Genomic DNA, 26,805 nt, shown 5'->3' with positions numbered 1-26,805 from the left:
CGGGCTGGGTGGGTGTGTGGTCATGGCGTGTTCACGCAGAGTTGGCTGTGGATAGGTCGGTGGCCGGGTGTTCGGGGGCGGGGTCGGGCAGGATCGGCGGGTCTGTGCTGTCGAGCCAGGAGCCGGCGTCGGTCGGGTGATCCAGCTTCGCTCTGGTGCACCCGGCTTCTGGGCGCACTGAAGCTGCCCACCCCGGGGTGACGCTCGATGCCCCCGCTGACGCTTGATGCCCCCGCGGGGGCTCGGTGACCGGCCGGCCGCGTACCCGGGGTGACGCTCAATGCCTCCGCTGACGCTGGACGCCCACGCTGACGCTCGGTGACCGGCTGGCCGCGTACCCGGGGTGACACTCGATGCCCCCGCTGACGCTCGGTGCCCGGCCGCGTGCCCGGGGTGACGACTGGTGCCCCGGGCTCCGGTTCGCCGGGTTCGGCTGACCTCGATCTGTGGACTGACCCACAATCGGCAACCCGGCGGTGCCCGCCGCCCCTGTGCACCCCGGGGAATGCGTGCTATTGTCACCGACGTGGCACAGGTGTTCATCCTCCTCGGTTGCCGCAGCGAGGCCCACTAATAGGGCTCAGGCTTCCTCGCTGCGGAGTTTTCTCGCGCCACCGGCCCGAATGGAAAACCGTCCACGACCCGAGGAAGATTGAGTGATGACGAAGAATCGTTTTGGCACCCGGCCCCAACCCAAGCCGGTCCAGCAGCCGAGCCCCATGCCGTTCCACCGCTACACGGCGTTCCAGCCGGTCGATGTGCCCGATCGCACCTGGCCGACCAAGAAGATCACCCAGGCTCCGCGCTGGCTGTCCACCGACCTGCGCGACGGCAACCAGGCCCTGATCGACCCGATGACCCCGGCCCGCAAGCGCCGCATGTTCGACATGCTGGTCCAGATGGGTTACAAGGAGATCGAGGTCGGCTTCCCGTCCGCCTCGCAGACCGACTTCGATTTCGTGCGCCAGCTGATCGAAGAGGACGCCGTCCCCGACGACGTACACATCTCCGTGCTGACCCAGGCCCGCGAAGACCTGATCGAACGCACCGTGCAGTCGCTGGTCGGCGCCCACAAGGCGAACATCCACATGTACAACGCGACCGCCGAACTGTTCCGCCGCGTGGTGTTCAACATCGATGAGGAAGAGTGCATCGCGCTGGCCCAGCGCGGCACCGAGACCATCATGAAGTACGCCGAGGAGATCCTGGGCGACGTCGAGTTCGGCTACCAGTACTCCCCGGAGATCTTCACCCAGACCCCGACCGACTTCGCCGTCGAGGTCTGCAACGCCGTGATGGACGTCTGGCAGCCCGAGGAGGGCCGCGAGATCATCCTGAACCTGCCGGCCACCGTCGAGATGTCGACGCCGAACACCTACGCCGACCAGATCGAGTACTTCTCCCGCAACATCAACAACCGGGAGAACGTCGCCATCTCGCTGCATCCGCACAACGACCGCGGCACCGCCGTCGCCGCCACCGAGCTCGCCCTGATGGCCGGGGCCGACCGCGTCGAGGGCTGCCTGTTCGGCCACGGCGAGCGGACCGGCAACGTCGACCTGGTCACGCTGGGGATGAACCTGTTCAGCCAGGGCATCGACCCCAAGATCGACTTCTCCAACATCGACGAGATCCGTCGCACGGTGGAGTACTGCACCGGCCTGCCGGTCCACCCGCGCCACCCGTACGCCGGGGACCTGGTCTACACCGCCTTCTCCGGCTCCCACCAGGACGCCATCAAGAAGGGCCTGGAGGCGCTGGACAAGAAGGCCGAGGCCGAAGGGAAGAGCACCCACGAGATCGCCTGGGAGGCCCCCTACCTGCCGATCGACCCGTACGACGTCGGCCGCACCTACGAGGCCGTGATCCGGGTCAACTCCCAGTCCGGCAAGGGCGGGGTGGCGTACATCATGAAGGCCGAGCACGGCCTGAACCTGCCGCGCCGGCTGCAGATCGAGTTCTCCCGGGTGGTGCAGCAGGCGACCGACCAGTCCAGCCACGAGATCAGCCCCGCCGAGCTGTGGGACATCTTCGAGAAGGAATACCTGCACCCCGACGGTCCGCTGCAGGTCCAGGGCGTCTCCACCAAGAACAACGGGATCGACACCGTCGACGCCGATGTGACCATGAACGGGGAGAAGTTCACCATTCACGGCGAGGGCAATGGTCCGGTTTCGGCGTACGTCGACGCGCTGTCCAGCTTCGGGCACCGGGGCGTACGCGTGCTGGACTACACCGAGCACGCCCTGTCGGCCGGCGGGGACGCCAGGGCCGCCGCGTTCGTCGAGTGCGAGATCGGCGAGGGGGACGACGCCCGGATCATGTGGGGCGTCGGCATCCACGAGAACATCATTACCGCGTCGCTGACTGCGGTGAACAATGCCGTGAATCGCGCGATCCGCTGATTCCGGCCCGAGACGTGCCGGATCACTGCGATCCAGCGATACCGGCATGACCTGATGCTGCGGGCGGCGCGATCCGCCGACCTGAGCCTGCACATTGCCAACGCCCCGGGGTGATCCCCCGGGGCGTTTGTGTTGCCCGGCGGTCGGGGTCAGCCCCGTCGTGCCGGGTCCCGGCCGGCCAGCCCGAGCAGCCGATCCAGCGGGGAGGCGTCCGACGGAACCGCTACCACCGGGCCGTACAGCCCCTGCCGACTCGCCACCGTTTCCGGGGTCGACATCGCTGCCGCGAACCCGGTGCAGATCTCGGCATCGGTGGTGGTGGCGGTGAACTCCTGCCCGGTCGCGCGGGCCAGATCCCAGCCGTGCAGGACCAGTTCGTCCAGGGCGACCACGGCGAGATCGGCCGATGCCATCCGGACCCCGCCCGCCTCGGACTCGCCGACCCAGGCGGCCGGATCCCGCCACGCGGCGACCAGGGTGTCCAGATCGGTGGCCAGCCGGGTGCGCCAATCCGCGGGGAGTTCGTCGGGCGCCGGCCCGGCCGGCGGCGGTTCGTGCCGCGCGGTGTGGGTGAAGGCCGTTGTCAGCCCGAGGATGTGGCGGACGAGGGTGCGTACCGTCCAGTCCTGACAGGGGGTCGGGTCGGCGAGCTGGTCATCGCGTACGCCGGCCGCCACCCGGGCCAGCTCGGCGGCGGCATCGGCCAGGTCGAATCCCGGACCGGCAGCCGCGTACGCCCGCAGCCGCTCGGCTACCTCGACCGGCCGGCTCTTGGCGACCAGATGACCACCCGGCATCACGTCCGCGGCGACGCCGAGCCGCTCCCGGGCCACCCGGACCTGGAAGTCGGCGGGAAACAGCCGATCATCGGCCCCGACCAGGACATGCAGCGGCACCGGCGGCCAGGCCTCGAACGCGCACGGCTGCCCGAACGGTGTCTCGGCCGGGCCACGGTCGGCGCCCAGCATGCTCGCCCGCACATGCTCGGGAATGTCGTGCAGGAAGACCTCCTCGACATCGAACTCGTTCGATCGCCCGGCCGCGGCGTTGGCGGCGGCCTGCGCCGCTTCCTGCCCGGTCGCCGCCCACCACGCGCCCGGGGTTTCGCCCGGCAGCGGGATCATTGCATTGAGGAACACGATCGCCGAGAGTCGGTCGCGCTTGCCGATCATCGGGGCGGTGAACCCGCCCAACGACTGCGCCACCAGCACCACCTCGTCCCGGTCGCCGATCGCAGCATCCACGATGGCGGCGTACTCGGGCAGGCCGAGCGCGGGATCGTCCTCGGCGATCTCGACCGGGATGGCGGTGTCTCCCCGGCGTTCGAGTTCCGCGGCGACCTCGCGCCAGTAGACCTCGCCGGCGCCACCGGCGCCGGGAATCAGTACGAATGTGGTCATCGGGGGTCCTCACCTCGTCGTGATACTCCTAACTTAGGACTATCGATCCCGAATAGCAATGCCTACTACTGATTGCGAAGTAACCTGGGGTCATGATGCGTGAGTCGCGCCGGTACGACGACGCCTGCGGTGTCGCCCGCGCCCTCGACGCGGTCGGGGAGCGCTGGGCGCTGCTGGTGGTCCGCGAACTCAGCCTGGGAGCGCGTCGGTTCGGGGAACTGCGCAGCGGGCTGCCCGGGATCAGCCCTAACGTGCTCTCCCAACGCCTGCGCGAACTCGAGGCCGCCGGGCTGCTGCGCCGCTACGAGCTCGATCCGCCGGCCAACACCACCGTGTACGAACTGACCGAGGCCGGGCTCGGCCTGGATCCCGTGTTGCAGGCCCTGGGTCGCTGGGGCGCCACCCGACCGGTGACCACCGATCGGCCGCTGGGCACGATTCCGTTCCTGCGCAGCCTGCGCGTGCTGGTGGTGCCCGAGGCGCCCGACACCGAGTTCGGCCTTGAGATCGGTGCGGAGCAGTATGTGGTCCGCATCGCCGGGGGAGTCGGGCAGGTCGCCCGGGGGCGTACCGAGGAGGTGCCGGTCACCCTGGTGGGGGACGTGCCGACCCTGCAGCAGGCCTTGTTGGGTGGGGCCGGGCTGACCGGCTTGATAGCGGCGGATCGGCTGCAGGTGCGCGGCGATCGCGCCCGGGCGGAGCGCCTGCTGCGGTTGTTCCGGTTGCCGGGCTGATCCGGGGTCAGCTGCGCCCGGCGCGGGCGATGGCGGCGTCCAGATGCTCGCGCAGGGCGGTGAGTTCGGCCACCAATTCACCCCGGGAGACCGCCTGATCCTCGCGGTTCAGGTCGACCACGACCGAGCCGGCCGGTTCGATGCTGGCCTGCTTCACCTCACCGATCGTGTCGGCACCCTGGTTGTGCAGGGCATGCCGGAGCTCGCCGCGGGTGATCCCGAGCCGATGCAGGGCTCGCTCGTCGAGGCGGCCGTCGGTGATCACCGTGGTGGGGCGGCCGACCAGGAGCCGTTCCAGTCGGGGGGAGCGGTGCATGGCCCAGTCCACGACGACGTTGGTCAGGACCAGCACGATCGCGCCGAGCAGTCCGCCGGCGACGGTGTTGTCATTGCCGATGATGGCGTTCTGCACCACGTTGCTCAGCAGCAACACGACCACCAGGTCCATGCTGTTCATCTGGGCCATCAACCGTTTCCCGAACAGTCGGATGATCAGGGCGATCCCGGCGTACACCAGGATGGTTCGGGCGATCTTCTCCCAGACCGACATGTCCATCACCGCAAGGTCGTGCCACATGGCGGAGTCCTCTCCTCGGCCCGACGGGCCACAGCGCTGACGCTAGCCCCGGACGCTGCCGGGTGGGGAGAGAATCAGACCGTGTCGGTACGCCGGCGGTCCAGCGCGACCAGGACCAGGGCCAGCACCAGTCCGACCGCGGTGAAGCCGATGGACACCAGCAGCGCGTTCGCCGTCGCGGACACATAGCCCTCCGGGCTCGGGGGCACCGAGGCCAGCGTCGCGAAGAAGACCGCACCGACGATGGCCAGGCCGGCCCCATTGCCCAGCCGCTGCATGGTGGCGACCAGTCCGCTGGCCCCACCGGCGTCCTGCGGCGGGACGGCGGCCAGGGCCACATTCAGCGTCGAGGTGATCGTCAGGCCCACGCCGACCCCCATCACGAACAGCGGCAGCGCCAGTTGCCAGGCGTTCAGGTCCCCGGCCGGGACGGCCAGCAGGACACCCCAGATCCCGGTGATCCCGCCGACCATCAGCGCCGACCCGAGGGTGACGGTGTGCAGGCCCAGCCAGGGCAGGATCCGCACCAGGGCCCAGGAGCCGACGATCGAGCCGAGCGCCTCGGGCAGGGTGAGCAGGCCCATCTCGAAGGCAGAGCGCCCGAGCCCGCTCTGCCACAGCAGCGCCAGCACATAGAAGATCGCGACGAACCCGGCAAACTGGACGAAGCTGATCACCGCAGGGACGGTGAACCGGGGCAGCGCGAACAACCGCGGCGGAACCAGCGGCAGCCGACCGGACCGGTCCACGTGCGACTCCCAGAACAGGAACCCGACCAGGACTGCGATCCCGCCCAGCATCACCAGCCACAGCCACCCCGGCCAGCCGAGATCCTGCCCGATGATCAGCGGCACGAACAACCCGGCCAGGGCCACGATCAGCAGGGCCAGCCCGAACGGGTCCGAACCGCCGGCGCTGCGTGCTGCGCCCGCCTCGCGCGGCAGCCAGCGCAGCGCACCGAGCACGATCGCCAGCCCGAGGGGCGCATTCACCAGGAACACCGACCGCCAGCCGAGTTCGCCGGGCAGTGCGTCGACCAGGATGCCGCCGAGCAGGGGCCCGATCGCGGCCGCCACCCCGATCGTGGCGCCCATGATCGCGAAGGCCCGGCTGCGCGCCGGACCGGAGAAGAGTCGGCTCAGTGTGGCGCCGATCGCCGGGTAGAACATGCCGCCGGCGACCCCCTGGGCGATCCGGAACAGCACCAGTTGGACCTCGTTCTGGGCGAAGCCGCAGGCGATGCTGGTCAGCACGAACAGGGCGACGCCGGTGATGAAGACCCGCCGGTGCCCGATCCGGTCCCCGAGCCGTCCGGCCGGGACCAGCGCGATCGCGTACGCCAGGGCCCAGCCGGCCATCACCCAGGACACGCCGGCGGGGGTCAGCCGGAGTCCCTCGCGGATCGCCGGGAGGGCGACGTTGACGATGGTGGAGTTGAGCAGTGACAGCGCGGTCGCGGAGATGAGGATCCCGGCACCCCACCACGGGTTGCGCGGACGCGGACCGGCCGTTGCCGAATCGGCTGTACTCATCGAACCACTCCCATGCGCGCACCGACACCAGCGGCGCTGAGCCTAGCCTCATCGGCAGGAAAGGCCCAGTCGGGCCGGATTCGAGCGATCCCCATCCGGCAATACCGAACTGGTATGATTCTGGTATGACTGTTCAGATGACCATTCGCGTGGATGACGATCTTGCCGACTTCGTCGACCGGGCAGCCGCGGCAGGCGAGGGCAGCCGGGCCGACGTGATCAATCGCGCACTCAGGCGGGAGATTCGGCGTCGCGCCGCGGAACAGGACGCCCGGATCTACGCTGCCGAGGTTGATCCGGATCTCGAGTCTGATGAGTACGCCGCCTGGGCCTCCCGCAATGCCGGCCAGGCATGGTCGGAACTCGACTGATGCATCTGATCTGGCTGGCGCGGGTCGACAAGGTCCGCCCCGTGCTCGTGCTGACTCGCGAAGAAGTTCGAGCCGTGCGCCGACTGGTCACCATCGCTCCGATTACCAGCACCGCGCGCGGGCTGCGCAGCGAAGTGCTCGTCGGACCGGCCAACGGACTCGACCGCGAGTGCGTCGTCAACCTGGACTCCATCACCACGGTGCCCCGAGAGGCGTTACTGCGGCCCGTCGGTGCGCTGTTGCCCGCCCAGGAGCAGGATCTGACCCGCGCCCTGCACGAGGCCTTCGACCTCGAGGACTGACCGACACGTCGAGGATGCGCCGGGGCCACACGGCCCGAGTGTCAGCTCGTCGGCTCAGCGACCTCGTTCGGGATGGCCCCGCCGAAGCGCCGATCCCGCCGGGCGTAGATCTCGATCGCTCGCCACAGATCGCGGCGGTCGAAGTCGGGCCACAGGGTGTCCAGGAAGACCATCTCGGCGTACGCGGACTGCCACAGCAGGAAGTTCGAGGTCCGCTGCTCACCGGAGGACCGCAGGAACAGGTCGACATCGGGAATCTCCGGCTCATCGAGGTAGCGCCGGAACGACTTCTCGCTGATGTGCTTGGGATCCAGCCGACCGTCCTTGGCCGCCTGGGCGATCTCGCGGACCGCGTCGACGATCTCGGCGCGCCCGCCGTAGTTCACGCAGAACTGCAGGGTGAGCACGTCGTTGTCCTTCGACTGCTCCTCGGCCTCCTCGAGCTCCTTGATCACCGAGGCCCACAGCCGCGGCCGTCGCCCGGCCCACCGGATCCGGACGCCCATCGCGTCCAACTGGTCGCGGCGGCGGTGGATCACGTCCCGGTTGAAGCCCATCAGCCAGCGCACCTCGTCGGGGGAGCGTTTCCAGTTCTCGGTGGAGAAGGCGTACGCCGACAGGTACTTGACCCCGATCTCGATCGCGCCCTCGATCACGTCGAACAGTGCGTCCTCCCCGCGGGCATGGCCCTCGGTGCGCTTGAGCCCGCGCTGTTTGGCCCACCGGCCGTTGCCGTCCATCACGATGGCGACGTGCTGCGGCAGCACCTCCGCCGGAATCGCGGGTGGGGTCGCACTGCTGGGATGGGGGAGCGGGCCCCGTTTCGGCGGGCGTACACGCTGCTTGGCCATGGCCCGACTCTAGTCGTCACTCACCCGGGGCAGCGGGTCATCCACTCCGGGATACGACTCCTGGGCGCCCGGGCGCAGGCAGGCGTACGCCCCGACCCGGGCGGCGAACCGGGCCGCCTCGACCAGGGATTCCCCGCGGGTCAGCCCGGCGACCAGGGCTCCGACGAACGCGTCCCCGGCGCCGGTGGTGTCGACCGCGTCGATCCGCGGGCTGGGCACCCGGACCACCGGGTCCCCGGCGCCGGTGCCTTCGGTGACCGTTCCTTTGGTGATGGTGCCTTCGGCGACCGTTCCTTTGGTGATGGTGCCTTCGGTGACCGTTCCTTTGGTGATGGTGCCTTCGGCGACCAGGGCCCCCTCTGCGCCGAGGGTGATGACCACCGACGCGAACCCCACCTCACGCAGCGTCGTCGCCGCCGCCTCCGCGGAGACCGGCGCCGGCGCCCCGAGCGCCGCCAGCACCAGCCGCGCCTCGTGCTCATTGACCACCAGCGGATCGGCCCGCAGCAACGCCTCCCGCGGCACCTCCCGGGCCGGGGCCAGATTCCAGATCAGTCGACCCCGCGCCAGTTCGCTCGCCCGGACCAGGGCGTCGGTGGGAATCTCGGCCTGCAGCACCACGAAGTCCGCCGCCGCGATCCGATCGGCCACCGCGTCCAGTCGGTCCGCGGTGACGGCGGCGTTCGCGCCGGGGGTGATGATGATCGTGTTCTCCCCGGCATCGTCGACAGTGATCAGCGCCATTCCACACGGGCCCGGCACCACCGCCAGGTCCCGCAGGTCGACCCCGGCCGCGCGCAGTCCGGCCAGCGCGAGGTCGGCGTACGCATCATCGCCGACGGCCCCGAGGAAACCGACCGAGGCACCGAGCCGGGCCGCGGCGACCGCCTGGTTGGCACCCTTGCCGCCGGAGTAGGTGTGTGGCCCGGACCCGGTCAGCGTCTCCCCGGGCTGCGGGATCCGCGACGTGCGGACGGTCAGGTCGACGTTGATCGACCCGATCACCAGTACCTGTGCGGACATGGCCCTCCTTCGGTCGGGGCCATCCTGGCACGGCGCCCGCCCCGGTCACGGTCCGGGGCTCGCACCGGGCGGCCGCGTGGCCCGATCCGGGTTCGGGCTCAGGCCACCTGGTAGATGCGGATCTCCGGGTCGGCCTTCCAGAGCGGCGAGAGCCCTCCCACGACGTCCTTGGTGAACAGGTCGCTGGACAGGTAGGCCTGCGCCTGGTCGGTCGTGTCGAAGCCGTGCAGCACCTGCACGTCCTCGTCACGAACCAGCAGTTCCTTGCTGGATGCACCGGGGATGGTGTCCAGGAAGGGCTGCTTGTACTCCTGGTAGACGCCCGCCGCGGCGGGGCGGTCGGCGTCGTCGATCTTCAGGGTGACTTCGAGATAGGCGGCCATGGTGTGCCTCACTTTCGTTCAGAAGCGTGCGCACCCAGCAGGTCGCCGGGCGCCCCTGAAGGCTAGGAGTGGGCTGCGGGTTCCAGTAGATCGCCCGCGCGAATGCAGCCATAGCCGAACGCTATGGACGAGTGTCCGGATGGGTGGGACGGATGGCGGCTGCTCCCGGGTCGACACTCGGCGGAATCGGCAGATGCAGCGAGTCGAGCAGCGGCGCGAAGTGGGCCGATTCCTCGAGGTGATCGCCGATGTCGGCGGCGAGCGCGATCTTCACGAGGAACGTGCGGGCCAGAAAGTCGCGGATCTCCGGATAGCCGGCGCCGGTGGACTGCAGCAGCGCGATGATCTCGTGCATCCCGGCGCGGGCCTCGGTGCCGATCGCGGGGCAGTCGGCCGCCGCGAAGGCCTGGAGGACGATCATCAGTTCGGCCCGGTGGGTGGTCATCAGGTCGGGGTAGGCCTGACCGATCCGGCCGGCGTCGAACGACGGCTGGGCCAGGGTGGCGAGGCAGGGCGCGAGGTTGTGCAGGGCAGCCCGGTGCGCTTCGAGGAAGGCGTTCTCCTTGGTGCCGAAGACCTGACTGATCCGCGGTTGGGAGACGTGGGCCTCGGCGCCGATGTCGGCCAGCGTGGTTCCGGTGTAGCCCTTCACGCTGAAGATGCGGATCGCGGCCCGAACGTACTCCTGGTAACGCGCATTCGTGGCCCGGTCCGGCCCGTCGGGTTCGCTCACCGTTTCACCCTAGGGCGCATTCCTGCGCATACATAGCTGGATGCCCTGCATCATCAGGGCGGCCGATCTGTCCGGGATGCCGAATGTGTATGGCATCCAATTATGTTTAAAGCTTGTTCAACCATGATTGGAGGAGTAGTTTGAACGCATTCGGCCGCCCACCGGGCGCGCCCGTCCCGCATCAGTACGGAGGCCCTTGTGACTCTTACCCAGGCAGACACCGACGTCCTGCCCGACCCCGCGCCGTTGGCCGGGAACGGTCGACTCCGGGTGACCAGCGGTCGCGACACCGAGCACGTGTACGCCGCCACCGGCCGGGCCACGGTCCGCGTCCCGCTGGCCGGCGCCGATGACGTCGACCGGATCGTGACCACCGCGCGCCAGGCCTTTCAGGAATGGAAAACCGTCGCGGTGACCGACCGGCGGAGGCTGATGCTGGCGCTGGCCCGGCTGATCCAGGAGCACGCCGAAGAGCTCACCTCGATCCAGATCATCGAGAACAGCACCCCGCAGATGGTGTCCGGCATGTTCCCGTCGGTGGCCGCCGACTATCTGGAGTACTACGCCGGCTGGCCGGACAAGGTCACCGGTGACGTGAATCCGGTCTGGCCGGTCGCCGCGCTCGACTACAGCGTCCTGGAACCGTACGGCGTGATCGCCGGCATCATTCCCTGGAACAGCCCGCTGGCCACCGTCGGCCAATTCGCCGCGCAGGCGCTGGCCGCCGGCAACTGCATCGTCGTCAAGCCGCCGGAGCTCACCCCATTCACCGCGATCCGGTTCGCGGAACTGGCGCTGGAGGCCGGCTTCCCGCCGGGCGTGGTCAACGTCGTTCCCGGCGATGGGGCCGTGGGGTCCGCCCTGGTCGCCCACCGCGGGATCGACAAGATCCACTTCGTCGGCAGCGGCCCGACCGCCACCAAGATCATCCAGTCCGCCGCGCAGAACCTGACTCCGGTCGCCACCGAACTCGGCGGCAAGAGCCCGAACCTGATCTTCGGCGACGCCGACCTCGATCAGGCGGTCGGGATCGCGCTCGGCTCCTGCATGATGGTGACTGGACAGGGCTGCTACAACGGCACCCGGCTGCTGGTCGAATCCAGCGTCTACGACGACGTACTCGAGCGGATCCGGGCGATGAGCGCCGGCTTCGCGCCCGGCGACCCGACCTCGCCCACCACCGTCCTCGGTCCGGTGATCACCGCCGGTGCGCGTGACCGGATCATAGGGGTGATCGATCGGGCCGCCCGCGACGGCGCCACCCTGGTGACCGGCGGCAAGGCCCCCGGTGGCGACCTGGCCGACGGCTTCTATATCGAGCCGACCGTGTTCGCCGACGTCGACCCGGCCTCGGACCTGGCCCGCAACGAGGTCTTCGGGCCGGTGCTGGCGGTGCTGAAGTTCGACACCGAGGAACAGGCGCTGGCGCTGGCCAATGACACCGAGTACGGGCTCGCGGCGTACGTGCAGACCGGGGATGTCCGTCGGGCGCATCGGCTGGCCGCCGGACTGGACACCGGGATGGTCTGGGTGAACGGTGCGGGCAACCTGTCGCCGTCGATGCCGTTCGGCGGGGTCAAGGCCAGCGGCACCGGCCGCGTCGGGGGTCTGGCCGGGCTGGAGGAGTTCAGCCGCCGCAAGAACGTCTGGCTCGCCCTCTGACCCCAGTGCCTCAGCTGGTGGGTCGCTGCTTGGGATCGCTGAAGATGCTCACCGCGCGCGGCTGGCGTACGCCGTCCACCTCGAGGGTGACCAACTCGTTGTAGAACGCGATCCGGCCCTGGATCGCGCCGACCGCCGGAGTCGGCTCGCCGTAGCACCAGGCGACGTTCTCCTTGCCGGGGCGGGACCAGTACGCGGTGGTGGCGCCCTTGTACGGGCAGCGGCTGTGGTTCGCCGAGGGGGTCAGCAGCGACAGGTCGACGTCGGCCTCGGGCAGGTAGTACCGGATCGGCAGGCCGGTCTCGAACAACAGAACCGGGTCGGTGCTGTCGGCCAGCACCGTGTCCCCGTCCAGCACCCGGATATGCCGGGAACTGGGCAGCGCATCGACCCGCTTGTGCGGATCCCGGGGATGCTCGATGACCTCCTCGTCCTCCTCGGTCCAGCGATCCAGGACACCGGGCTGCCAACTGACCACGACCCGATCGGGCAGCTCGGCCAGGGTCCAGGCCGCGTGCTCGAGCACCCGGTCACCCGCCACCACATCGAAGAATTGGGTGACCTCGCCGTGCGGCCCGTAGAAGGGATGGGTGTGCGCCGGCGGCTCGGCGGGGCGGAAGGCGTCCCGGTCGGTGTCGGCCCAGTCGTACGCATAGTTCGGAACCGGAAACTCCGGCGCCCAGAACAGCAGTGCGGCTCGGGTATCGACGATGGGCTGCTCGTTCAGCCAGCCCCGGATCCAGCGTTCGCTCGGTTCGGTCCGCATAGGGCGAGTCTACTGGTGGCAGAATCGAGCAGTGCCCACCTATCGTGATGAAGCTGTCGTGCTGCGGACCCACAAGCTGGGCGAGGCCGACCGGATCATCACTCTGCTGTCCCGGCGGCACGGCAAGATCCGGGCCGCCGCGAAGGGCGTACGCCGGACCAGCTCCAAGTTCGGCGCCCGACTGGAGCCGTTCAGTCACATCGATGTCCAATTTGCCACCGGACGTACCCTCGACATCGTGACCCAGGTCGAGTCGTTGCATGCCTACGGGCCGAAACTCACCACAGATCTCCCGCGCTACACCGCCGGGGAGGTGATGCTGGAGACCGCCGACCGGCTGGTCGCCGAGGAGGGGGATCCCTCCACCCAGCAGTTCCAGCTCCTGGTCGGCGCCCTGCACGTGCTGAACATGGGCACCCGGGCCGGTGTCCGGCCGCCGACGATGATCCTGGACTCCTACCTGCTGCGCGCCCTGGCCATCGCCGGGTACGCCCCCTCCTTCGGTGACTGCGCCAAATGCGGACTGGAAGGGCCGCACCGGGCGTTCTCCCCGGCCCTGGGCGGCGCGGTCTGTACCGGTTGCCGCCCACCCGGCTGTGCGGTTCCGCGGCCGGAGACCCTGGCCCTGCTCGGGGCGCTGCTGTCCGGCCGCTGGGAGGAGACCGCCGACGTGGCACCGGAAGTCCTCACCGAGGCCGACTCGCTCACCGCCGCGTTCCTGGGCTGGCAACTGGATCGACAACTGCGATCATTGGCCCATGTCCAGTACTGACGGCCCGCTCGACCCCGGCTCGTCGGGATCGGTGCACCCACAGGGCCCGGTGTCGGTACTTGACCACCCCCGAGCGCAGCGTCCGCGGATCGGCCGCAACCGGCCGACCATCACCGTGATCGCGGTGGTCGCGGCCCTGCTGATCGCGGCCATCATCGCCTGGGTGATCGTGTTGGTGCCCGACGCGACCGATGGCGGGACCGGGGTCGGTGACCCGTACTTCCCACGGATGGGTGGCGGCGGGTACGATGCCGAGAAGTACGCCATCGACGTCTCCTGGGACGACACCCACGCCCTGTTGTCCGGCACGACCACGATGACCGCACGAGCCACCAAGGATCTGAGCGCGGTCCATGTCGACCTGGCCCTCAAGGTCGATCGGGTCAGCCAGGGCACGACGGTCACCGAGTACACCCAGGACGGCCAGGACGTCCGGGTCAAACTGGCCGAGCCGGTGCGCGCCGGGCAGGAGTTCGCGCTGACCCTAAGCTATGCCGGAAATCCGGGCCTGGTCAGCGGGGACGGGGGCTTCTATGACACCAACGGCGAGATCGTGGTCGCCGACGAGCCCTCCTCGGCACCGCTGTGGTTCCCGTCCAACGACCACCCCTCCGACCCGGCGCTGATGGACGTCACGCTGCGCGTACCGACGGGCAAGCAGGCGGTCAGTGTCGGCCGACTGGACTCCCACACCACCGAGGGCGGCCGGGACGTGTGGCACTGGGTGAGTTCCCAGCCGATGGCGACCTATCTGAACTTCTTCGCGATCGGGGACTTCCGGATCGAGCAGGGGGTGGTGGACGGCCGCCCTTACGTCTACGCGGTCTCCAACCAGCTGCCGAATGCCGATGAGTTGATGACGACGCTGCACGACACCGCCGGCATCGTCAAGGAGCTGGAGAACCTGTACGGGCCCTACCCGTTCACCGAGATCGGCGGCGTGGCCGCCGGGGCCGACTTCGATTTCGGCGGACTGGAGATCCAGACGCGCCCGCTGTACCAGGCCGATGCCCTGCAGGCCGACTCCCGGCAACTGATGGTGCACGAACTGGCCCACATGTGGTTCGGCAACAATGTCACCCTGCGGGGCTGGAAAGACATCTTCATGAATGAGGCGTTCGCGACCCATGCACAGTGGATGGTCGGCGAACAGGCCGGCGACGGACCCGCCAATGACTATCTGAACGGCTACTACGACCAACTTCCCGACGACATCTGGCAGTTGAAGATCAGCGATCCGGGTCCGGATGACCTGTTCGACGAGGCGGTCTACGTCCGCGGCGCGATGACCATGCAGGCGCTGCGCAATGTGATGGGCGACGACGCGTTCCTGGCCATGTGCCGGGAGTGGGCCCAGCGCCCGGGATCACGGAGCCTGGCCGAGTTCCGCGTCTTTGCTCAGCAGCACGCCTCGACCGACCTGTCCGGGTTCTTCACCGCGTGGGTGGACACCCCGGCCAAACCGGAGCGGACCCCGCAGAACGGCTTTATCGCGTAGCCCCGACCGGTGTCAGGTGGCGCGCGGTGGGCCCAGCGACGTACGCACGGTCAGTTCGCCGGCGATCACTTCCCGAACCGGGGGCATGCCCGGAGTCGACATCAGCTCCAGCATCAGCTCGGCTGCTCGCCGGGCGACCGCGGCCACCGGCAGTCGCACGGTCGTCAGGCCGATGAGATCCAGGCCGGGCTCGTACCCATCGAACCCGACCACCGAGAGGTCGTCGGGCACCCGGACGCCCGACTCGCGGGCGGCGAGCATGGCCTGGAACGCAAGCTCGTCCGAGGCGCAGACCAGGGCGGTACAGCCGGCCGCGAGCGCCCGGGCCACGGTGTCGGCCGGCAACCGCAACTCCAGCGTGGTGACCGGCACCGTGTCCACCGCGACCCCGCGTTCGCGCAGTCGAGCAACGAGGGCCTCGATCCGCACTCCCTGGGTCTGTCCACTGGCGAACGGACGCCCGACCGCCAGGACCCGCCGGTGACCGGCCGCGGCGACGGCGTCGGCCATCAGGCGCCCATGGGTCACTTCGTCGTAGCCCACGCCGGACAGCTCCGGCGTTGACTCGGGGTGACCCACGCGCATGATCGGCAGGCGCCCCACATAGGGCAACACCTGCTCCGATCGGATCGAGCCGTTCGCCAGCATCAACCCACCCAACGGGACGCCCAGCACCCGGCCCAGGATCGCTTCGGCCTCCGCGACCTGCATCGCCGCCGGCACCGCGGTTGCGAGCACATCGCTTTCCGATGCACGCAGATGTTTGCCCAGTTCGCTGAACAGTTCCCCGTACACCGCGTTGCGCGCCCCGCGAATGATCAGACCGACGGTCCGGGGGCTGTGGCCGGCGAGCCGCGCGGCCCCCCGATCGGCGACGTAGCCCAGTTCGCGTGCCGCTGCGGTCACTTTGTCGATCGTCGCCGCGCTCACCCGGGCCTGGCGCAGCAGCGCCCGGGACGCCGTCGCGCGGGACACGCCCGCGCGGGCGGCGACATCCTCGAGGGTCGGGACGGCATGGCTGACCATGGCAGTCATTGTGCCGTCCGGAACCGCTATTGGGGGACAGCGACGGTGGAATCGACCGGATTCGCCCTCCTCGTGGCTCGGTAGGCGGCCAGGAGCCAGGGCCAGTCGGTCTGGATGACATCCACGCCGAGATCGAACAGCGGCCCATAGCCCGCGTCCGGTGACTCGAACAGCGCCGTATGGTCGTCCCAGCGTCCGAACAGGGGGGAGTCCTCCAGGATCACCTCCGCGTTCACCATGGCGAATACCCCGGCTGCCCGGATCTCGGCGATGAAGCCCCGGTCGCAGAACGGGTGGTCGCGGTCCTCGGCGATCAGCTCCAGTCCGATCAGGTTCAGGTCCGGATCACCCAGGTGGGCCAGGGCTTCTTCGGGGGTGCGAACCATCAGACAGAAGGGGAACTTCACGTCGAAGGCGCGGGCAGCGTCCACCAGCTCGGGGAGCGGATCGCACTTCACGGTCATCTGGTCGGCCATGTCGAGGGCCGCCAGCACCTCGAGTTCGTCCGGCCAGTTGAACCAGGACCGGTCGACGTTGAACAGCACGTCGGTGCCCCGGAACTGGCCGAACAACTCCGACGCCCGTTCGACGCCCACGTGCCGGTTGCGCCCGGTCGAACGGAAGTACGGCATGGCGTCGATCTGGGCCGAGGTCATCCGGCGTACGTTGTGCTGGACGCCCATCAGCGGCAGCTCGTAACCGTCGTGGATGCAGTAGAGCACGCCGTCGAGGCTCTGGGCGACGTCGATCTCGACCACCTCGGCGCCCGAGGCGATCGCCGCGCGCACGGCGTTGGCCGTGTTCTCGATGAGCAGGCCCGCGTGGGTGCCGCGGTGGACCATGATCAGGGGACTCTGCTGCTCGAAGGCCCGGTTCCAGCGAGCATTGATCCGGGCGTACCGGGCTTGGCCGAAGGTCACTTCACGACCTCCGCGACAGTCTTCGGCGCGGCCGGTTCCGCCGGGCCCGCGGTGGTGTCTGCCTTGGCGCGGCCCTTGGGCGCGCCCCGGCGTCCGGATTCCTTGGTCGGGTCCTTCAGCAGGCGACCGTAGACCAACCACATGGTCGCGCCGGTGATCAGCATGAGCAGCACCGTGTAGACGAACACGTTGGCCTGGGCATCCAGGTTGACCTCCGAACTCGTCTGCGCCGCAATGACCAGGCCGAGCGGCTGGAAGGACGGGTGGGCCAGGAAGACCGCCGTGTCATAGTCGTCGAGCAGGCCGTTGAAGTTCAGGGCGGTGATGGCGGCGGCGACCGGCAGGACGGCCGGGAACAGGATCCGCCGGAACACGGTGAAGGTGGAGGCCCCCATGATCTGGGCCGACTCCTCCATGGAGACGTTCACGCCGGCGTAGGCCGACTTCATCATCCGCAGGGTGAAGGGGATCTTCCCGATCACATAGGCGACGAGCAGGATGAACACGGTCCCGGTCAGCACCACCCCACCGATCAGCGGATTCGGAGTGTTGAACGTCAGCAGCAGGCCCAGCGCGATCATCGTCCCCGGCAGCACCCACGGGATGTGCAGCAGGTACTCGGTGGTCACCGTCACCACGTTGCGGAACTTCTGCAGGAACCGGGCGGTGATGCCCACGATCAGGATCACGATGAGGGCGGTCGCGGCGGCGTACGCGACCGAGACGAGGAAGGGCCGCAGGGCGTCGGCACCGGAGAGTACCCGGATGTAGTTGTCGAGGGTGATCGAGTGCAGTCCCAGGGTCCCGCGGGCCGCGTCGGTCCCGTTCAGGAAGGAGAAGAGCACGACGACCACGACCGGGATCGCATAGATCACGAACAGCAGCCACGCCACGATGTGCACGACCGCGTTGCCGACCGGGTTCGCGATCCGACGCTTGGCCAGGGGGGTCGCGACGCGGGTCAGGGAGTAGTAGGTGCCCGAGGATTCGAGCCGATTCATGATCGCCAGCATCACCACCGTCACCGCACCCAGGAACAGGGCCAACAGGGCGGCCAGATCGCGGGAGGTCTGGGTGTTGGAGAATGCCAGGATCATCGGGCTGATCGTCTGGAAGTTCCCGCCGATCACCTGCGGCGCCGACAGCGCGCCGAGGCCGGTCAGGAAGGTCAGGATGGTGGTGGCGAACAGCGCCGGCTTGATCTGCGGCAGCACCAGCCGGCGCAGGATGGTCCACTCGGAGGCGCCCATCATCGTGGCCGACTCAAGCACCTGTTGGTCGACCTTGTTGATCGCCGCGGACACGAACAGCAGGTGGTTGGTCGTGCAGGCGAACGTCATCACGAACGCGATCGCGACCAGGCCACCGAACCACTCCCCGGAGTAGCCCAGGCCGCCGAACAGCGCCTCGAACACTCCGCCCTTGCCGTAGACCGACTTGTACGCGGTGACCAGCACGACGCCGCCGTAGAGGAAGGTGGTGGCATACCCCAGCCACAGGATGCGCGACCCGGCCACCTTGAAGTACTGCGTGACCAGTGCGATGAACACCCCGACCAGGTTGACCGTCACCGACAGCAGGAACGCCAGCAGCACCGAGTTGAACAGCGATTGCATCGCCCGATCGGAGGCCAGCAGCTTCTGGAACGCGTTGCGGCCCGGCTTGGGCTGGAAGGACTCGACGAGCAGGCCGACGTTCGGGACGATGAGAAAGGTCACGATGAACCAGGCCAGGAACACCCACAGCACGATGACGAACGGCGAGCGGAACATCAGCGCGGTCTTTTTCATGATTCGTCCTCCAGCTTCGGTGCCTCGGCGTACTGGCGCAGGAAGCGCGGATCGATCAGGACCTGCACCGCGTCGCCGACCTCGGCGTGCGTGCGGCCGTCCTCCTTGTGCAGCAGGCGTACGTCACTGTCGAACATGCGCACCTCGTACTCGGTGTGGCGGCCGTAGTAGCGCAGCGACGTCACCACCCCCGGCAGGCCGCGGGTCTCGTCGGTGCCGACGATCAGCAGGGGCTTGTCGGCCCGGATCACCGCGGGTCGGGTGGGGTCGATCGTCGCGGGGACGTCCAGGCGGGCCAGCAGGCCGGGGTTGATGATGCTGCGGTCACCGATGAAGCCGCTGACGAAGTCCGTTGCGGAGGCATCGTAGATGTCGCGGGGAGTGCCGACCTGCTCGATGCGACCGAGGTTGAACACTGCGATCCGGTCGCTCATCGTCAACGCCTCGTCCTGGTCATGGGTGACGTAGACGGTGGTGATGCCCAGGGAGTTCTGGAGATCCTTGAGCTGGTGCCGCAGCCGGATGCGCAGCTTGGCGTCGAGGTTGGACAGGGGTTCGTCCAGCAGCAGAATGTCCGGTTCCAGCACGAGCGCGCGAGCGATCGCCACCCGCTGTTGCTGACCTCCGGAGAGGGCAGCGACGCTCTTGGTCAGCTGGTCACGGGTGAGTCCGACCCTGTCGGCGGCCGCATCGACCTTGGTGGCGACCTCGGGGTCCTTGACCTTCTTGACGCGCAGGCCGAAGGCGATGTTCTCGAAGACGTTCATCGTCGGATAGAGCGCGTAGTTCTGGAACACCATCCCGATGCCGCGCTTTTCGGGCAACTCGCGGGTGATGTCGCGACCGTTCAGGTTGACCGTACCGGCGGCCGGAATGTTGAATCCGGCCAGCGTACGCAGGGCGGTCGTCTTCCCCGAACCCGAGGGGCCGAGCAACGTGAAGAACTCGCCCTCATTGATCTCCAGGTTGAGGTCGGGGATAGCGGTGAAGTCACCGAACTTCACGGCGACCCCTTCGAAGCTGATCACATCTGGTCCCTTCATGTGCGTCAGGTGGGCTGCGGCGAGGCGGGGTCGGCGCTGCGACCCCGCCCCATGGGTGATGCGGGTGGCGGGAAACCGGTCAGTTGAGGTACTCGAGGGTGATCTTTTCGACCCAGGCGTCCATGTTCTGACCGACCCAGGTCCAGTCGATGTTCTGCACCTTCAATCCCTTGTGCAGCTCGACGACGGCGGGGTCGGCGTTGGCGACGGCGTCGGAGTTGGCCGGCAGGGAGGTGAACTCCTTGCTCCAGGCGCCCTGCACCTCGGCGCCGCCGAACCAGTCGATGAACTGCTTGGCGCGCTCGGCCTTCTTGCTGCCCGCCACCAGAGCGACCTGCTCGGTGGCGAAGGGTGCACCGATCGCCGGCTGCATCAGCTGGACCTGGATCTGGTACTGCTTCTCCCGCTGGATGACACCGGAGGTGAACATCTGACCGGTGATGACCTTGCCGTCGGCCATCTGCTTGAACAGGTCGACTCCCTTTTCGGCCTTGCGGCCGTTCGCGAAGTAGGCCTTGATGGCGTTCCAGCCCTCGGCAGAGATGCCGTTCTCACCGCGGTCGTCGCGGTAGCGGCTCAGGATGCCCGCGATCGCCAATTGGGTGGTGGCGCCGGTGACACTGGTCGGGACCTCGTACTTGTCCTTCCACTCCGGCTTGCTCCACAGGTCGGACCAGTCGGCGGGCTTGAGCGCGGCATCGGCCTTGTAGGGGAGCACGATGCCCTGCTGGACGATGGGCCAGTAGTAGCCCTTCCCCGACGGGTCGCCCTGGGCGGGGTCGGTCTTGTCCGACCACGACGGCTTGTACGCCTCCACCGCGCCGGCGGCGACGATCTGCTCGAGGTAGAAGTTGTTCAGGCCGAAGACCACGTCGGCAACCGGATTGGCCTTCTCGTTGATGATCTTGTTCTTCACGTCGCCGCCGCCGGCCTGGACCACCTGGATGTCGAACCCGGCAGCCTTGGCCCGATCGACGAGCCAGGCGTCCCGGCCGTCGGAGCCGGAGTTGGTGTAGACGATCAGCGTGTCACCGGAGGCGGGGCCGCCGGAGCCGCTCGCACCTGGGGTACCGGAGCCACAGGCCGTGACCAGCAGCAGGGCAGCGGCCACCAGGACTGCCAAAGTCGTGCGGAACATCGAAATCTCCTCTGCAAGAGACGGAAGCGGGAGCGCTCTCGCACGTCATCCTGGGCAGTCGATATGGCGGCTGGGCCGTGGAAATGGAACGGGAAGGTGACGTTGGGGCAAACGATCGGTGCGACCCCCGGCGCGGACCCGGGCGCCGGGGCTCAGCCGTGTGACCACGGAAACTCATGGTCGGGGAGGATGTTCCGGGTGGGTACGCGCAGCGGTGAGCGGTCACTCATGGCGGGTGTCGGCCGGGCGAATGCGGACGTAGGTTCGATCATCGGGCCCGTGCGCGCCCGGCTTGGGCGCCTTGCCCATGCCGGCCAGTCGGTCGAGGCAGGCGGGGTCGGCCAGCAGGGCCTCGGCGAGTTCCCGTTCGGCTGCTGCCAGGGACGCCGCGGGCACGGGGTAACCGTCGCTGGTGAGGACGACCTCGGTGGCGTCGGTGACGTCGACCACCGCCAGATGCTCCGCGGGGATCGGGGTGCCGTTGAGGACGCCGTAGCCCCAGGGGCCGGGCTGGTTGGCCAGGGACCGCTGGGCGTGCAGCAGAGGGAAGGTCGCGGTCAGTCCCGGGTCGGTGGTGATGATGTCCTCGAGGCCGGCACCGGCGGCGAGGTGGGCGTGATTGACCGCGGACCGGAACAGCGTCATTGCGTCGTCGACCCGCTTGGTCGGGACGTGGTGCACCCCGTCGACGGCCCAATTCACATCACCGACCCGCCAGATCTCCCGGCGCGTGCGGCTGAAGATCGCGAGCACGGCGCCGGCTCGGGTGGGCAGGGCGGCGAGAATGGCCAGCGCCTCGGTGGCGGCGATGTCCGGCGGGAGCGCGGTGATGGCATGGGCCAGTTGGGTGGAGTGGCCGGCGACCTCCCCGGGGGCCAGGTCACCCTGGGGGTCGGACATGCCGTCGATGACCGCGACGAAGTCATCGGTGATGACCAGTGCGTCCTCGCACGGGCGATCATCCGACTTGGGAGTGATGGCGTACTCGACCACTCCGCGGCTACCACTGATGAAGGTGTGCTGCATGGACCGAGCAGAACATTCCGAGGTGCCGAGGAGGTTACGGGAGCGCTCTCGCACGGCGGGCCCCCGAAGTGTGTCGGGCACACTTCGGGGCGCTGCGCTTCACCCTCGCAGGTCGAAGCCGAGATCGAGCACCTTCGCGGAGTGGGTCAGCGCACCCACCGCGATGAAGTCGACTCCGGCCGCGGCCACCGCCGGGGCATCCGGCAGGGTCAGCCCGCCGCTGGCCTCGGTACGCACATCGGCGGCCCGGCACAGCTCGACGCACTCGGCCATCTGTTCCGGGGACATGTTGTCCAACAGGATCAGGTCGGCACCGGCACTGATCGCCTCCCGGGCCTGCTGGATCGTGTCGACCTCGATCTCCACGCTGACGTGCGGCGCGCGTTCCCGGACGGCACGGAAGGCGCCGGCGACCGACCCCGCTCCGGCCACATGGTTGTCCTTGATCAGCGCCGCATCGCCCAGGCCCATCCGGTGATTCACCCCGCCGCCGCAGCGCACGGCGTACTTCTGCAGCACCCGCAGCCCGGGCACCGTCTTGCGGGTGTCGCGGACCCGGGTCGGGGTGCCGGCCAGGGCATCGGCCCAGGCGGCGGTCGCGGTGGCCACTCCGGACAACTGCGAGGTCAGATTGAGCATCGTCCGTTCGGCGGTCAACAGGCAGCGCAGCGGCCCGGACGCGGTCAGCACCACATCCCCGGGCTGTACGCGATCCCCGTCGGCGGCCACCAGGGTCACCTCGACCGGCACCTGCTGTCGCTGGGCCAGGGTGTGGATCACCGCCGCGCCGACCGGAACCGCCGCCAGGCAACCGGTCTGCCGCGCCACCACATCGGCCACCCCGGTTGCATCCGCCCCCAGGGTCGCCTCGGTGGTCACATCGGGCCCCCACTGCAGATCCTCGTCGAGGGTCCGATTGATGACCTCCAGCACATGACTCGGATCGAGCCCGCCGGCCACCAGCAGGTCGCTGATCTCGACCGGCCAGGGGAACCGCCGCCCGCTGAACAGCGCGTCGGCCGGCAGATCGAGCGGCTGGTTGTGCACGCTCAGCGAGCCGTCCGGTTCCAACGTCAGCGCCAGGTGGCGTACCCAGCGCTGCACCGATTCGGGGAAGTCCGCACGGCGATGGCACCCGCGCGATTCGGTGCGGGCCAGGGCCGCGGTCGCGATCAGGGTGGCCACGGTGTGCAGATTGGTCGCATCCAGTGTGGGGTGGTCCAGGGCCCGGTCCGCGCTCGCGGCCGCCGCCGGCGTCGGCATCGTGGCCAGTTCGGTGAGCGCGGCGGTCAGTGACTCGGCGGTCCGCAGCACGGCGACCGAGGAGGCCATCACCTGCTGGATCGCCTCCGTCGCGGTCCGCGGGACCACCGCCCCCGACTCGGGCTGGAACGCCGGCGTCAGTCGCGGACCCAACTGGCTCGCCAGCAGCGCGCCCCAGTGGTCCCCGGCCACCAGGGCCTCGGTGACCGAGTTCGAGGCCAGCCGATTGGCGCCCTGGACGCCGGTCGCGGCGACCTCGCCGATGGCGTACAGGCCGGCCAGGGTGGTCCGACCGGACAGGTCGGCGGCGATGCCGCCGCACAGGTAGTGCGCCCCGGGCAGCACCGGAATCGGCTGGGTGACCGGATCGACGCCGCGTTCGCGGCACATCGCCAGGATGCTCGGGAACTGGCGCTGCCACTTGTCGGTGCCGAACGCGGTCGCGTCCAGGAACAGGTGCGGTTCGCCGGTCCGGGCCAGGTGGGCCTGCATCGCCGCCGACACCACGTCGCGCGGGGCGAGGTCGGCCATCGGATGCAGCCCGGTCATCACCCGATTGCCCGCGTGATCGATCAGGTACGCCCCTTCGCCGCGCACCGCCTCGGAGATCAGCACTCCGCGGTCCCCGGGCACCCGGTGGGCATCGGGCACCACCAGCAGGGTCGGGTGGAACTGGACGAACTCGATGTCGCGGATCAGCGCCCCGGCCCGGGCCGCGATCGCGATGCCGTCCCCGGTCGCCCCGAGCGGGTTGGTCGTCTGCGGCCACAGCTGGCCGACCCCACCCGAGGCGAGCACGACCGCGCGGGCATGAATGTCCCCGATGCTGCCGTCGGGGCCGAGCACCCGGACGCCGCAGGCGACCCCGTCGGAATCGGTCAGCACATCGATCACCCGGGTCTGCTCGGCGAGGGTGACCGAGGAATTCGGTGTGGTGAGGGTGCGATCCAGCGCCGCCGCCAGGGTCCGCTCGACCTCGTGGCCGGAGGCGTCGCCGCCGGCGTGCAGGATCCGGCGGTGATGATGGCCGCCCTCCAGGTGCAGGTCGTAGGACCCGTCGTGAGCCCGATCGAACTGCGCACCCAGGTCGATCAGCCGCTGCACCGCGCGCGGGGCGGACTCCACCAGTTCGCGCACCACGCCGGGCTCGCACAGCCCGGCGCCGGCGGTCAGCGTGTCGGAGTAGTGTAGATCGGTGGAATCGCCCGCGTCCCACACCGCGGCCAGGCCACCCTGCGCCCACGCCGTGGCCGAGTCGGTGACCGTCCCGCGGGTGATGAGTACCGTCGGGATCCCGGCGGTGGCCAGGTGCAGCGCGGCCGAGAGTCCGGCCGCCCCGGTCCCGACGATCACCACATCGGTCTCGGTGACCGAGGTCGGATCCGGTGCCGGGATCCGCCGGGGGAGGCGTACCGGTTCGTTCACGCTCATTCCCCCGAACCCGGGTTGCCGATCGCGACCATCCGCTCGACGGCCCGCTTGGCCCGGGCGGCGGTCGCCCGGTCGACGAAGACCTCGTCGGTGCCCTCGGTGAGCGCCCGCAGCACCTTCGGCGGGGTGATCATCTGCATGAACTTGCACGCCGCCTGCGGGTTGACCGGCTGGAAGTCGGTGTCCGGGTTGGCCTTGCGCAGCTGGTGCAGCATCCCGATCTCGGTGGCGACCAGGACCTTCTTCGCGTGGGTGGCTCGCGCCTCGTCCAGCATTCCGCCGGTGGACAGGATGTGCGTACGGCCCTTCGGCAGGGCGCCGGTGTCGTTCAGCCACAGCGCCGAGGTGGTGCAGCCGCACTCGGGGTGGACGAACAGCTCCGCCTCGGGGTTGTCCTCGACCTGCTGCACCAGGTTCTCCGGGCTGATGCCGGCGTGCACGTGGCACTCGCCGAGCCAGATCCGGATGTTGGTCCGGCCGGTCTGCCGGCGTACGTGGGCACCCAGGAACTGGTCGGGGCAGAACAGGATCTCGGTGTCGGCCGGGATCGAGTTCACCACGTCGACGGCGTTGGAGGACGTGCAGCACACGTCGGTCTCCGCCTTCACCTCGGCGGTGGTGTTGACGTAGGAGACCACCACGGCACCGGGATGCTCGGCCTTCCAGGCGCGCAACTGTTCGGCGTTGATGGTGTCGGCCAGCGAGCAGCCGGCGTTCGCGTCGGGGATCAGCACCCGCTTGTCGGGGGAGAGGATCTTCGCGGTCTCGGCCATGAAGTGCACCCCGCAGAACACGATCGTGTCCGCCTCGACCTCGGCGGCGATCCGGGACAGGGCGAGGGAGTCACCGACATGGTGGGCGACATCCTGAATCTGCGGCAACTGATAGTTGTGCGCCAGGATCACCGCGTTCTGCTGCTCGGCGAGCCGGCGGACCTCCTCGGCCCAGCGTCGCAGTTGCTCGGGCGACCAGGACCGCCAGTCGGTGGCCAGTTCGGCGGGGCTGAGCCGAGTGGCTTCATTGAGCTCGGTCATTTCCTTCTCCTTCGGTTTTCGCCTATCGGTCGAAAACTGTCTTTGAACGATAGCATGCCCGTGTGGTCAGGCAACTAGTCCGGGACGAAACCGGGGTGGCGAAGTATCGACACGAGGCATTGGCGGTCGTTCTCCAGGTCCGCCCGGGGACGCCGCGACCCCAGTTGTCGGTGCTGATGCTGCGCCGGCGCCGCGATCCGTACGCCGGCGCCTGGGCGTTGCCGAGCGGACCGGTGGAGGCGACCGAGACGGTGGGGGCGTCGGTGCGGCGGCACCTGGCGGCGAAGGTGGACCTGACCCAGATCGCCCACCTGGAGCAGTTGCGGACGCTCAGCGACCCGGGCCGCGACCCGTTCGAGCGCACCATCGCGACCGCCTATCTCGGCCTGGTGCCCTGGACCAGCGACCCCGAACTGCCCGCCCACGGAGCCTGGTGGCCGGTCGGCGCGCTGCCCGAGGTGGCCTTCGACCATCGCCCGGTGATCGCGGAGGGGGTGCGCCGACTGCGCGCGAAACTCTCCTACACCAACATCGGGTTCGCCCTGGCCGCCGACGAGTTCACCATGGCCCAGTTGCGCCGGGCGTACGCGATCGCGCTGGACCACGAGGTCTCCTCGACGAACCTGCAACGGATCCTGCTGCGGCGCGGTCAGCTTGAGCCGACCGGGGACGTCAGTGCGTCCGGCGAGCAGGGCGGTCGGCCGGCCAAGCTGTTCCGGTTCACCAGTCGCGAACTCGAGGTCACCGATCCGTTCGCGATCCTGCGCCCCAACGAGTGACGAGCAGCGTTCCCGCGACAGGTTCGGAGCGGGTGGGCGTTCCTGCGACAGGTTCGGAGCGGGTGGGCGTTCCTGCGACAGGTTCGGAGCGGGTGGGCGTTCCTGCGACAGGTTCGGAGCGGGTGGGCCGTCCCGCGACAGGTTCGGACCGAGTGGGCGTTCTCGCGACAGGCTCGTACATTCCGCGGGTCGACAATCATCCCGCACCCGGTGCACCACTCGCGGGAACCTCTTGCTGTCGCCGGATTGCCCGAGCCGTCGCCGGAAGCCCACGCACGCCACTTGCTGTCGCCGGATTGCCCGAGCCGTCGCCGGAAACGCCGCTCGCATCCTGGGGCAGCGGGAT

24 protein-coding genes and 1 pseudogene are annotated in these 26,805 nt (G+C 69.1%); 8 read left to right on the top strand and 17 right to left on the bottom strand.

From position 1 onward, the window contains the following. Positions 1-659: 659 nt before the first annotated feature. Positions 660-2,405, top strand: a complete 1,746-nt coding sequence (gene leuA, locus G531_RS0107705) for a 2-isopropylmalate synthase (protein ID WP_026926798.1) — start codon at positions 660-662, stop codon at positions 2,403-2,405. 149 nt (positions 2,406-2,554) lie between these two features. Here the strand turns inward: leuA and G531_RS26445 are convergent, their stop codons facing one another. Further along, positions 2,555-3,805: a TIGR03086 family metal-binding protein gene (locus tag G531_RS26445; RefSeq protein WP_211221799.1), complete on the bottom strand. Its 1,251-nt coding sequence runs from the start codon at positions 3,803-3,805 to the stop codon at positions 2,555-2,557. Positions 3,806-3,897: 92 nt separating this feature from the next. On the opposite strand from G531_RS26445, the gene G531_RS0107690 reads away from it, so the two are divergent. Further along, complete coding sequence (locus tag G531_RS0107690) at positions 3,898-4,539, top strand: winged helix-turn-helix transcriptional regulator (RefSeq protein WP_051215221.1); 642 nt, start codon at positions 3,898-3,900, stop codon at positions 4,537-4,539. A 7-nt stretch (positions 4,540-4,546) separates the two neighbouring features. Here G531_RS0107690 and G531_RS0107685 read toward each other — a convergent pair whose 3' ends face one another. Next, on the bottom strand, positions 4,547-5,116 hold the full coding sequence (locus G531_RS0107685) for a DUF421 domain-containing protein (protein WP_026926796.1): 570 nt from the start codon (positions 5,114-5,116) through the stop codon (positions 4,547-4,549). Between the two features lie 74 nt (positions 5,117-5,190). Next, entirely contained in the window at positions 5,191-6,648 is a 1,458-nt protein-coding gene (locus G531_RS21235; protein ID WP_035758253.1) for an MFS transporter, read from the bottom strand. Between the two features lie 137 nt (positions 6,649-6,785). On the opposite strand from G531_RS21235, the gene G531_RS0107675 reads away from it, so the two are divergent. Further along, a complete protein-coding gene (locus tag G531_RS0107675; RefSeq protein WP_169796220.1) occupies positions 6,786-7,019 on the top strand; it encodes a YlcI/YnfO family protein in 234 nt (77 codons plus the stop codon). Then, a complete protein-coding gene (locus tag G531_RS0107670; protein WP_026926794.1) occupies positions 7,019-7,321 on the top strand; it encodes a type II toxin-antitoxin system PemK/MazF family toxin in 303 nt (100 codons plus the stop codon). The genes G531_RS0107675 and G531_RS0107670 overlap by 1 nt, the downstream gene beginning before the upstream one ends. 41 nt (positions 7,322-7,362) lie before the next feature. On the opposite strand, the gene G531_RS0107665 is transcribed toward G531_RS0107670, so the two are convergent. The 4 genes from G531_RS0107665 to G531_RS0107650 all read right to left on the bottom strand — a co-directional run bounded on the left by G531_RS0107665 (position 7,363) and on the right by G531_RS0107650 (position 10,311). Then, positions 7,363-8,172, bottom strand: coding sequence for an isoprenyl transferase (locus tag G531_RS0107665; RefSeq protein WP_081683934.1), 810 nt, complete (start codon positions 8,170-8,172; stop codon positions 7,363-7,365). A 9-nt stretch (positions 8,173-8,181) separates the two neighbouring features. Further along, positions 8,182-9,195: a ribokinase gene (locus G531_RS0107660; protein ID WP_026926792.1), complete on the bottom strand. Its 1,014-nt coding sequence runs from the start codon at positions 9,193-9,195 to the stop codon at positions 8,182-8,184. A gap of 98 nt (positions 9,196-9,293) precedes the next feature. Beyond that, positions 9,294-9,578: a hypothetical protein gene (locus G531_RS0107655; protein WP_026926791.1), complete on the bottom strand. Its 285-nt coding sequence runs from the start codon at positions 9,576-9,578 to the stop codon at positions 9,294-9,296. Positions 9,579-9,699: 121 nt separating this feature from the next. Next, a complete protein-coding gene (locus tag G531_RS0107650) occupies positions 9,700-10,311 on the bottom strand; it encodes a TetR/AcrR family transcriptional regulator (RefSeq protein ID WP_026926790.1) in 612 nt (203 codons plus the stop codon). Between the two features lie 198 nt (positions 10,312-10,509). On the opposite strand from G531_RS0107650, the gene G531_RS0107645 reads away from it, so the two are divergent. Next, the gene (locus G531_RS0107645; protein WP_026926789.1) at positions 10,510-11,973 is read left to right on the top strand and encodes an aldehyde dehydrogenase family protein; all 1,464 of its coding nucleotides are present in this window, start codon (positions 10,510-10,512) and stop codon (positions 11,971-11,973) included. Between the two features lie 10 nt (positions 11,974-11,983). Here the strand turns inward: G531_RS0107645 and G531_RS0107640 are convergent, their stop codons facing one another. Continuing rightward, positions 11,984-12,739 (bottom strand): DUF427 domain-containing protein, encoded by a 756-nt coding sequence (locus tag G531_RS0107640; protein WP_026926788.1) that lies wholly within the window; start codon positions 12,737-12,739, stop codon positions 11,984-11,986. 31 nt (positions 12,740-12,770) lie between these two features. Between G531_RS0107640 and recO the strand changes: the two genes are divergently transcribed. Together recO and G531_RS21230 are read left to right on the top strand one after the other, a co-directional pair. Next, complete coding sequence (recO, locus tag G531_RS0107635) at positions 12,771-13,511, top strand: DNA repair protein RecO (protein ID WP_026926787.1); 741 nt, start codon at positions 12,771-12,773, stop codon at positions 13,509-13,511. Then, positions 13,498-15,009 carry a M1 family metallopeptidase gene (locus tag G531_RS21230; protein ID WP_081683933.1) on the top strand — a complete coding sequence of 504 codons (1,512 nt, stop codon included), beginning with the start codon at positions 13,498-13,500 and terminating at the stop codon, positions 15,007-15,009. The genes recO and G531_RS21230 overlap by 14 nt, the downstream gene beginning before the upstream one ends. 12 nt (positions 15,010-15,021) lie before the next feature. On the opposite strand, the gene G531_RS21225 is transcribed toward G531_RS21230, so the two are convergent. The 9 genes and pseudogenes from G531_RS21225 to nadA form a co-directional block, all read right to left on the bottom strand. Further along, positions 15,022-16,035, bottom strand: coding sequence for a LacI family DNA-binding transcriptional regulator (locus tag G531_RS21225; RefSeq protein WP_051215219.1), 1,014 nt, complete (start codon positions 16,033-16,035; stop codon positions 15,022-15,024). 26 nt (positions 16,036-16,061) lie between these two features. Next, entirely contained in the window at positions 16,062-16,955 is an 894-nt protein-coding gene (locus tag G531_RS21220; RefSeq protein WP_051215218.1) for a glycerophosphodiester phosphodiesterase family protein, read from the bottom strand. Next, positions 16,952-18,745, bottom strand: a complete 1,794-nt coding sequence (locus G531_RS0107615; protein WP_026926786.1) for an ABC transporter permease — start codon at positions 18,743-18,745, stop codon at positions 16,952-16,954. The genes G531_RS21220 and G531_RS0107615 overlap by 4 nt, the downstream gene beginning before the upstream one ends. Next, positions 18,742-19,788 (bottom strand): ABC transporter ATP-binding protein, encoded by a 1,047-nt coding sequence (locus G531_RS0107610; protein ID WP_211221798.1) that lies wholly within the window; start codon positions 19,786-19,788, stop codon positions 18,742-18,744. The genes G531_RS0107615 and G531_RS0107610 overlap by 4 nt, the downstream gene beginning before the upstream one ends. Before the next feature lie 79 nt (positions 19,789-19,867). After that, positions 19,868-20,926: an extracellular solute-binding protein gene (locus G531_RS0107605; RefSeq protein WP_026926784.1), complete on the bottom strand. Its 1,059-nt coding sequence runs from the start codon at positions 20,924-20,926 to the stop codon at positions 19,868-19,870. Positions 20,927-21,148: 222 nt separating this feature from the next. After that, the gene (locus tag G531_RS24465; protein ID WP_051215217.1) at positions 21,149-21,952 is read right to left on the bottom strand and encodes a hypothetical protein; all 804 of its coding nucleotides are present in this window, start codon (positions 21,950-21,952) and stop codon (positions 21,149-21,151) included. Between the two features lie 99 nt (positions 21,953-22,051). Continuing rightward, on the bottom strand, positions 22,052-22,927 hold the full coding sequence (gene nadC / locus G531_RS26440; protein WP_211221800.1) for a carboxylating nicotinate-nucleotide diphosphorylase: 876 nt from the start codon (positions 22,925-22,927) through the stop codon (positions 22,052-22,054). Positions 22,928-22,990: 63 nt separating this feature from the next. Next, a pseudogene (nadB, locus tag G531_RS26435) lies at positions 22,991-24,646 on the bottom strand (L-aspartate oxidase); the annotation flags it as partial. Continuing rightward, entirely contained in the window at positions 24,643-25,680 is a 1,038-nt protein-coding gene (gene nadA, locus G531_RS0107590) for a quinolinate synthase NadA (protein ID WP_026926782.1), read from the bottom strand. The pseudogene nadB and the gene nadA, both read right to left, overlap by 4 nt. Positions 25,681-25,742: 62 nt before the next feature. Here nadA and G531_RS0107585 point away from each other — a divergent pair, with 62 nt between their 5' ends. Next, positions 25,743-26,459, top strand: a complete 717-nt coding sequence (locus G531_RS0107585) for an NUDIX hydrolase (protein WP_145978552.1) — start codon at positions 25,743-25,745, stop codon at positions 26,457-26,459. Positions 26,460-26,805: the final 346 nt, after the last annotated feature.

It is taken from the genome of Granulicoccus phenolivorans DSM 17626 = NBRC 107789 = JCM 15570, assembly GCF_000423085.1.
GTDB lineage: Bacteria > Actinomycetota > Actinomycetes > Propionibacteriales > Propionibacteriaceae > Granulicoccus > Granulicoccus phenolivorans.
The sequence above is the reverse complement of the archived record's forward strand: the minus strand, read 5'-3'. Positions and strand labels throughout refer to the sequence as shown.

Bases quoted from the DNA above. Each gene is read 5' to 3' on its own strand.
- G531_RS0107655 (WP_026926791.1), bottom strand. From the start codon at position 9,578: ATGGCCGCCTATCTCGAAGTCACCCTGAAGATCGACGACGCCGACCGC.
- leuA (WP_026926798.1), top strand. From the start codon at position 660: ATGACGAAGAATCGTTTTGGCACCCGGCCCCAACCCAAGCCGGTCCAG.
- G531_RS0107665 (WP_081683934.1), bottom strand. From the start codon at position 8,172: ATGGCCAAGCAGCGTGTACGCCCGCCGAAACGGGGCCCGCTCCCCCAT.
- G531_RS26445 (WP_211221799.1), bottom strand. From the start codon at position 3,805: ATGACCACATTCGTACTGATTCCCGGCGCCGGTGGCGCCGGCGAGGTC.
- G531_RS0107615 (WP_026926786.1), bottom strand. From the start codon at position 18,745: ATGAAAAAGACCGCGCTGATGTTCCGCTCGCCGTTCGTCATCGTGCTG.
- G531_RS21230 (WP_081683933.1), top strand. From the start codon at position 13,498: ATGTCCAGTACTGACGGCCCGCTCGACCCCGGCTCGTCGGGATCGGTG.
- G531_RS24465 (WP_051215217.1), bottom strand. From the start codon at position 21,952: ATGCAGCACACCTTCATCAGTGGTAGCCGCGGAGTGGTCGAGTACGCC.
- G531_RS0107675 (WP_169796220.1), top strand. From the start codon at position 6,786: ATGACCATTCGCGTGGATGACGATCTTGCCGACTTCGTCGACCGGGCA.
- G531_RS0107610 (WP_211221798.1), bottom strand. From the start codon at position 19,788: ATGAAGGGACCAGATGTGATCAGCTTCGAAGGGGTCGCCGTGAAGTTC.
- nadA (WP_026926782.1), bottom strand. From the start codon at position 25,680: ATGACCGAGCTCAATGAAGCCACTCGGCTCAGCCCCGCCGAACTGGCC.
- G531_RS21225 (WP_051215219.1), bottom strand. From the start codon at position 16,035: ATGGTCAGCCATGCCGTCCCGACCCTCGAGGATGTCGCCGCCCGCGCG.
- G531_RS0107690 (WP_051215221.1), top strand. From the start codon at position 3,898: ATGATGCGTGAGTCGCGCCGGTACGACGACGCCTGCGGTGTCGCCCGC.
- G531_RS21235 (WP_035758253.1), bottom strand. From the start codon at position 6,648: ATGAGTACAGCCGATTCGGCAACGGCCGGTCCGCGTCCGCGCAACCCG.
- G531_RS0107685 (WP_026926796.1), bottom strand. From the start codon at position 5,116: ATGTGGCACGACCTTGCGGTGATGGACATGTCGGTCTGGGAGAAGATC.
- G531_RS0107660 (WP_026926792.1), bottom strand. From the start codon at position 9,195: ATGTCCGCACAGGTACTGGTGATCGGGTCGATCAACGTCGACCTGACC.
- G531_RS0107605 (WP_026926784.1), bottom strand. From the start codon at position 20,926: ATGTTCCGCACGACTTTGGCAGTCCTGGTGGCCGCTGCCCTGCTGCTG.
- G531_RS0107670 (WP_026926794.1), top strand. From the start codon at position 7,019: ATGCATCTGATCTGGCTGGCGCGGGTCGACAAGGTCCGCCCCGTGCTC.
- G531_RS0107640 (WP_026926788.1), bottom strand. From the start codon at position 12,739: ATGCGGACCGAACCGAGCGAACGCTGGATCCGGGGCTGGCTGAACGAG.